The sequence below is a fragment of the Nocardia seriolae NBRC 15557 genome (assembly GCF_007990715.1).
In the GTDB taxonomy this organism is placed as follows: Bacteria; Actinomycetota; Actinomycetes; order Mycobacteriales; family Mycobacteriaceae; genus Nocardia; species Nocardia seriolae.
Genome location: NZ_BJWY01000204.1, coordinates 1 through 7165, shown reverse-complemented (window position 1 = coordinate 7165; position 7165 = coordinate 1). Strand labels below are relative to the sequence as shown.

The 7165-nt window shown below is 67.5% G+C and carries 6 protein-coding genes and 1 pseudogene; 3 read left to right on the top strand and 4 right to left on the bottom strand.

The window, feature by feature from the left end:
* Positions 1-5: 5 nt before the first annotated feature.
* A complete protein-coding gene (locus NS2_RS34525; protein WP_033091543.1) occupies positions 6-224 on the bottom strand; it encodes a cold-shock protein in 219 nt (72 codons plus the stop codon).
* A 642-nt stretch (positions 225-866) separates the two neighbouring features.
* Positions 867-2918, bottom strand: coding sequence for an ATP-binding protein (locus NS2_RS34520; protein ID WP_081986459.1), 2052 nt, complete (start codon positions 2916-2918; stop codon positions 867-869).
* A gap of 259 nt (positions 2919-3177) precedes the next feature.
* Between NS2_RS34520 and NS2_RS36540 the strand changes: the two genes are divergently transcribed.
* The 3 genes from NS2_RS36540 to NS2_RS34510 all read left to right on the top strand — a co-directional run bounded on the left by NS2_RS36540 (position 3178) and on the right by NS2_RS34510 (position 4806).
* Entirely contained in the window at positions 3178-3351 is a 174-nt protein-coding gene (locus NS2_RS36540; protein WP_155239853.1) for a hypothetical protein, read from the top strand.
* Positions 3352-3353: 2 nt separating this feature from the next.
* Entirely contained in the window at positions 3354-3716 is a 363-nt protein-coding gene (locus NS2_RS34515; RefSeq protein ID WP_033091541.1) for a hypothetical protein, read from the top strand.
* Positions 3717-3795: 79 nt separating this feature from the next.
* Positions 3796-4806 (top strand): MBL fold metallo-hydrolase, encoded by a 1011-nt coding sequence (locus NS2_RS34510; protein ID WP_228102459.1) that lies wholly within the window; start codon positions 3796-3798, stop codon positions 4804-4806.
* A 20-nt stretch (positions 4807-4826) separates the two neighbouring features.
* On the opposite strand, the gene NS2_RS34505 is transcribed toward NS2_RS34510, so the two are convergent.
* Together NS2_RS34505 and NS2_RS34500 are read right to left on the bottom strand one after the other, a co-directional pair.
* Positions 4827-5324 (bottom strand): GNAT family N-acetyltransferase, encoded by a 498-nt coding sequence (locus NS2_RS34505; RefSeq protein WP_147207428.1) that lies wholly within the window; start codon positions 5322-5324, stop codon positions 4827-4829.
* 4 nt (positions 5325-5328) lie between these two features.
* Positions 5329-7165, bottom strand: a pseudogene (locus NS2_RS34500) (neutral/alkaline non-lysosomal ceramidase N-terminal domain-containing protein); the annotation flags it as partial.

Below are 7165 nucleotides of genomic sequence, written 5' to 3'. Positions count from 1 at the left end.
GGACACTAGTACGTGACGGTCGCGACCACCCGCACGATGACCGCTTCCGGCCCGGGCTTGGTGCGCCGCACCTCGAACTCGACCCGCTGCCCCTCGACCAGCGAGCGGAACCCGTCCCCTTCGACCGCGGTGTACTCCACGAACACGTCCGGCCCGCCCTCATCGGGGCTGATGAAGCCGAAGCCCTTCTCGCTGTCGAACCACTTGACCGTGCCGCGCACCATTACCTGACCTTCTCGACCAATCGGATACTCCACGTCCCCGCACGTGCCGCGAACCATGGTGTCACGCCGCGCCCCCGCCCGGTCGGCCGCCCACACCCGCCCGCCCCATCCCATGACCGCGACCAACATTTGTGGCCCTGCCCACTTATCGAATAACCCGGCCGCAATGCATCACCCATCCACCACGCGACCGCCGACCATTCCCCAACGGCAAGATACATCCTTCCGCGCACCGAGCCGCCGAATATGCACGCGCGCAACGGTTCCCGAAACGCTCCCGCCCAGCTCGGCATCGGGTGCCCCTTGCCCACCGCCGCGACACTTCTGCGCATCCGCCACATGCTGACCAAGATCAGGGAGCTCCCACTGCGGCGATTCGGGCAAAATTCCGCGGTGAGAGCTCCCTGATCTTGATTCGGGGAGCGGCTACCCGCGCGGGGAGGTATGCGCGGCGGGAAGTGGTCGGGCGGGGGCGCTTTCGTGGTGCGGCAGGCCGCCGCAGGTGCCCGGACCGGCCCTTCCCTCGGTCCGGGCACCGCGTTCCCGCACCCTGCGCTGCCGCGATCACGCGGGCCGTGCTCGCTTCGGCCCGGCGCTGGCAGCGTGGCGCGGGTGGCCGCACCCAGCGCGCCTGTTCCCCGCTCAGCCGGCGCGCATGTTGCGGTTCGGGGATTCGTCGCCGGGGTCGTCGGAACCGCGCATGGCGTAGACGCGTTCGAGGAAGTCGCGGTGGGCGCGCAGGGTGGAGTCGAGCAGTTCGCGCCAGGTGCGGCGGTCCACCCGTTGGTCGCTGATCCGCGAGGAGAGCGAGGCCGGGCCCAGTTTGTCGATGTGGTCGACGATGAAGGTGAGTCGGCGGCGCGGGAATTGGGCTCCGATGCGGGGGTTCTCGTCCAGGAAGTGGTCGAGCTCGTAGAGGTAGTTCACGGCGCGGTTGTACTCCTCGTCGGTGAGGTGGTAGTCCATGCGCTTGATCTCGACGATCCACAGTTCGCCGGAGTCGTGCAGCAGGACGAAGTCGGGTTCGCGCTTGGGGCTGCCGATGGTGCTGGTGACCAGCGGTGCGCCGAATTTCTGTGCGTACCAGCGTTCGAAGCTGGCGCGCACGCGCTTGAGGGATTCGTTCATGCCCAGCGGGGTCCACTCGGGGGCCAGCAGCCAGGGGGCGGATTCGATGAGCTCCTGGAAGGGACGCTCCAGGGAGCGGCGGTCGTCGATGAGCGTGCGCAGGCGGTCCACCACCGCGACGCGCTCGCTGGCGATCTGGCCCAGCGAGTAGATCTCGGCCACCCGGGCGCGCTCGAAAAGCGCTACCACGACGTCCAATTCGGGGTCGGCGTCCTCGGCGATCTCCTTGAGGGTGTCGAGCAGGCTGCGCTGCGGGCCCAGCGACAGGGCCAGGCGCAGCATGTTCTCGATGTGCGCGGGATCGTCGAGGGAGGCGCGGTCCTTGTTGGCCACCAGGATTCGCGCGGCGTCCAGCACGGAGTCGCGGAACAGGCGGTCGCCGGGGGCGATGGCGTCGAGGGTTTCGTGGATGCGCGAGCGTTCCACGAACTCCTCCCAGACCCGGCGGCGGATGGATTTCTCCCCGAGGCGGCCGATCTCCTTGATCAGCGCGCGGCCCCACTGGGCGAGGGCCTCCCCGCGCGGGGAGCTCCACATGATGTCCTGGCGGTCGGAGCGGACCAGGTCGTCGTCATCGTCGAGCCAGTCCACATTGATCGCGCCGACCAGATACGAGCGCAGTTTGAATTCGCCGGTGAATCCGGAGGAGATGCCGAAATCCCTTGTCTGCGCGACGATCTTGCCGCGCGCGTAAATACGCACACCGGCCATCGCCTCGTCGCGGTACGGCTGTTTCGAATAGGCGATCCAGCCGGTTATCGGCAGGAATTGCCGCCCGAACCGCACCGGCACCCGGCTGACGTCGATGCGGGTCTCCTCCATGACGTCGATGGGCAGCTGGCTGAGAATGAAGCTCTCCTGCCCGATCGCATTGCGCACCTCGACCCGCCAGTCGGTGCGTTCGATGCCGAAGCGCGCCGCCAGCTGCCGATTCAGTTCCGTGCCCGAATTGACCCTTTTACGAAAGAAATTGCGAAGGATGATGGTCGTCCCGCGCTTGGCGGTGAAGCTGCCGTCCAGCGAACCGGGCCGCGGGAAGTAGTCGCGCTCGGTGTCGGAGAGCATGTCGTCGAGGTCCATCACGATGTGAGAGACCTTCCAGCCCAGCGTGGTTCGGTCGTAGTCCCGGCTGCCGGCGGTGATCACCTCGATGGTGCGGCAGATGCCGAAGGCGGACAGCTTCCCGATCCCCTTGCGCCCCATGACCGGCCGCCTGCGCTCGCGAGACAGGTCCGAGCCGGTACGCACGCGACGGTCGGAGCCCACCATCAGATAGTGCTCGTTGACCTCTTCGGCGGTCATGCCGTGACCATTGTCGGAGACGATGATCTCGTACGCGGGTTCGTCTGCGGCCCTCACGGTTCCGGCCAGCATGGCGCCCCACGGCAGCACGACCTCGACCTCGGTGGCGTCGGCGTCGTAGGAATTCGCGATGAGTTCGGCCAGCACCGCCGAAACCCGGTCGTAGAGCCGGATGCCGAGCTTGTCGATCGCCAGCCGGCTGATGCGCATCGTGTACTTGTGGTCTTCGCGATCTTGCGCGGCCACATGCACGTCGTTGTACATGGTGAGCCCCAATTGCCCTACGGGCAGCCGTCGTTCAGCTACCTCTGAATACGATGCAACGCCGACTGTTTAACAGCGGGCTGAACATTTACCAACCGCTTCATCACGGTGCGATTCCAGGATTCACCGATCGATTGCCCACGGCAACGGCAAGGTCTCGGTTACCTCCGCGAGACTGCATGCGCCGCATCTCGCTCTCCTTTTGATCGGCTGCGGTCGCCTCACGATCCGCTAATGAAGGACTCGGCACCATGCGGGTATGACGACCACAATCGCCGCTCCCGCGCGGCCGCCCGCGATCATTTCCCGCATCGCGGCCGTCGACGCCGCCCGTGGGCTCGCGGTGCTGGGGATGATCACGGTGCACGTCGGCGTGCCGAACCGCATTCCGGCTCAAACTTCGAGATCGCGGGCTCGCTGGGGTTCGCGCTGACGGTGATCGGCACACTGCCGTTCGCGGCGAATCGGCTGCGGCCCTTGTTGTTTCCCTTGATCGCGGTCGGCGCCCTGCCGCTGACGGTGTATTCGGCGCACGTCATCGCGGTGTGGCTGCTGGGCAACGCGGTGACGGGGGCGACCGGCAATCTGCTGCTGGCCGTGTTCTTGGCGATGACCGTCGCGGCGTCGACGGTGTGGGTGCTGGTCTTGGGCCGCGGTCCGCTGGAACGCGGGGTGTCGTGGAACTGCGCCCGCGCCACCGCCGGGCGCGACGACGCGAGTGCGGCTGAAGGTACCACCGCGTCCGCTCCGGTCGTGGGCGACCGTGGCGGCTCCACACCGGCCACTCCAATTGGGTGACAGTCCGGTCGGTTCGGGGCAGAATGCGGGGCGGCAGGCGGGGGTGATGCCCGTCACGACGCGAGACAAGGGGAACCGGGTGCCCGGTAGACAAACCATCGCCGCACGTCGACGCTTCTTCGGGCCGGAGGCCGTGGATCCGGTGAGCGGGGCCGTGCGCGCGGATCAGGTGCTGGTGTCCTGGTTCGGGTGTGCCAGTTTCGCGGTGGCGCTGGGCGGGGTGGTGTTCCTGCTGGACGCGTGGGTGCCGCGCGGGGCGACCTCCGGGTATGTGCCGACCACACCCGAGGAGGTCGCGGCGCTGGACCCGGCGGCGATCTTCATCGGGCACGGGCACTTCGATCACGCGGCCGACGCCGGGGCGATCGCGCGGGCCAGCGGGGCCGTGGTGCACGGCACAGCGGAGCATTGCGCGACCGTCCGGAAGCAGGTGGCGGGCGCCGAATTGTCTTGCAAGGAACTGGGTTCCAGCTCATCGTCACCGGGTGAACGGCATGATTTCGAACTCGCGCCGGGAATTTCGGTCACCGCGATCCGGCATCTGCACTCGGCGCGCACGCCCCGGCACGAGGGACACGACGCGTCGAGTCCGGTGCGGCCGCGGCCCTGCCTGTGCGATATCCGCACCTATCCGCCGAATCGGGCCGACGCGGGACATCTGGCACGGAACCTGTTCGCGCCGGAGGGCGGGGTGCTGCTGTACCAGTTCCGCCTCGGTGATTTCGTGCTGACCTGGCACGACTCGTCCGGCCCGCTGCTGGACCGGGCGCCGCAGGTGCTGGAGGTGCTGCGCGGGCTGCCGGCCTCCGACGTGCACATCGGCGCGGTGCAGGGGTTCAACCAGTTCACCAATGGGCTGCGGGATCCGCGCAGCTATGTCGAGGCGTTGCGACCGAAGGTGTTCGTGCCCAATCACCATGACAATTGGCTGCCGGTGATGACGGCGCGCGGCGAGGCATTCCGGAACCCCGTGCACGAGGAGCTGGCCAGGATTCCGGAGGACGCGCGGCCCGAGATCCGAATGCTGTTCGACCGGGCCGACTACCTCTGGGCCGGACGGCTGGCCTTCGATCTCGCGCCGCGGGGCTGACAGAGCGGTGGCGGAGTAGGTCAGCGGAAGCGCAGAACCATTGTGACGCTAGTGGTTCCGGCGAGATTGATCTTGCCCGAACCTTCGACGTCGACGAAGCCGAGCCGCCGATACAGCCGGTACGCCGGATTCTCCAGTCGCACACTCAGACAGACGGCGTCGTGCTTGTCGCGGGCGGCGTCGATCAGGGCCGACATCAGGGTGGTGCCGAGTCCGGTACCGCGACCCTCGGGCGCGACACCGATGGCCAGCTCCGGAGTGTCGGCATCGATGTAGCCGTAGGCCGGGCCCTCGGGGCCGAACAATCGCAACCACGCGGCGCCCAGTGGAACCCCGTCGAATCCGCCGACCACGCCGAGATCACCTGCGGCTCCCCAGCCTTCGACATAGTGCGCGAGGGTCGGCACATCGCGCAGCCGGTCCGGGTAGTCCATCCCGTTCTCGTGGGCGTATGACGCCTCGTAGAGCATCGCCCACAGGAGCTTCTCGTCGGCGGCTTCGGCTGGTCTGACGAACATGGGATCAGCCGATCACGAATTCCGCCGATGTTCCAGTGAATTCGGTGACGGTTCCAGCGCCGTCGCGGCTGTTTCCGGTGTACCGGATGCGGCAGCTCCCGGAGACGCCGTCCGGGACCGTCCACTGGATCCGGATGGTGGAGGCGGCCGCCTGGCCGTCCGGGCGCGACCAGTGCAGTTCGGTGCACCAGTCGTTGTCGTCGTAGACACGTCGCCAGTCGCCGCCGGAACTCTGCTGGACCTCGAAGTAGGTGCCGTCCAGGCGGAAGTCGTTGTTGGGGTGGGCGCCGACGAACTCCACCGAAACCGTCTGTCCCGCCGCATAGTCGGTACCGGGCTGGGTGAGCACGTCACCGAACGCGCGCCCCGCGTGCGGCAGGTCGGCCGGGACCGGGGGCAGCAGGTTGGGCTGCAACCCGAAGTTCCAGTCCAACGGGGCCGGGCCGCGGCCGAGATCCACCCGCGCCGCCAAAGCCTTTGCCAGCCTGTCGAATTACTGCATGTGCGCGGACAGCGTCCAGCGCCCGTACAGGGTCTCCCCGCCCTCGTACTGCTGGAGCGCGTACTCCTCGGGCGTGGTGACATAGCCGTTGTAGCCGTTTCCGTAGCCCTGCACCAGGACGTTCTCGATCGGGACATTGAGCGCGCGGGACACGAGGCGGCGGATCCGCAGCCCCGACACCACCGTGTACTCCGACGGCCCCGACGCCAGCACCAGATCACCGATCCGCATGAGCTGCAACGGCACGATCTGCGGCACCCACGGCCGCGGCGGCAGCACCCCGAGCGGAGCCAGAATCAGCTTGGGGGCCTGGACATCTCGCATCCAGTCCTCGATCGGCGAGTTCAGACCGCCGAGCGCGGCCACCATCGGATTGGCGTCACCCTCCTGCAGGAACGACAGCTGCGAGTTCCAGTTGTCCTCGGTGCTGGTCGCCATGGCCGCCGCGCCCATCATGGCGGGGGCGGTGCGGGCGGGCTTGCCGTCGGGGGTGTAGTCGCCGTCGATGGCGGTGTCGGCCAGGTTCACGTAGTGCAGCACCGCATCCACACCGGCGCTGTTCATCGGCGTCGCGGCGTCGAAAGCCCTGCGCCCGGCCTGATATTGGCGCTCGCCGATCATTGCGCAGTTGGTCCGGTTGTCCTCGGTGGGCCCCGACGGGTGCATGGGCCGGATCCACAGGTTGGGCGTCATATCGCCCGGATTGGTATGAGGGAAGGCGGCGACGAACGACGGCGGACCGTCCAGATGCCGCACGCCCATCTCGTCGTGCTCCCACCGATAACTGGCGTAGCCCTTGTTGTCGGCGGAGATGAGCGTATTGCGATCGGTCAGCGAAGTGCCGTGCGTGGCGAACCAGGTGACGGCCCCGACATCCTTGCCGCCCTGCCGGAACCGCAGCACGGTGACCTTCGGATCGATGGCGTTGGGGAAGGCCGCCTTGTCCTCGGCCGGGTTCGCCTCGAATGCGACCCGAGACCGGTTGGCGCTGGCGTCGTGCAACTCCCCGTGCCCGAGCATGATCGAGCCCGGCCCGAGATTCTCGTGCGCGTTGACGATCGCCTTGACGATCCCGTTCACCTCGGCGTCATGCGAATTCTGCTGAAACCCCATGGCGGCCAACGAGTACGCGTACTCCCGCGCGCTACCGCCACAGGAGTTGTGATTGTGCGTCGCGTTGAGATTGACGTTGCGCTCGGTGTACAGATCCCCGAACCGCTGCTGCAGCCGCTGCATCACCACCAGGTGCACCGACTGGAACAGGCAGGCGTTGTCGGTATTCACGAAGGCAACCCGGCCCCCGGTCACCCGATCCACCACGATGTATGAGGTTCCCCCC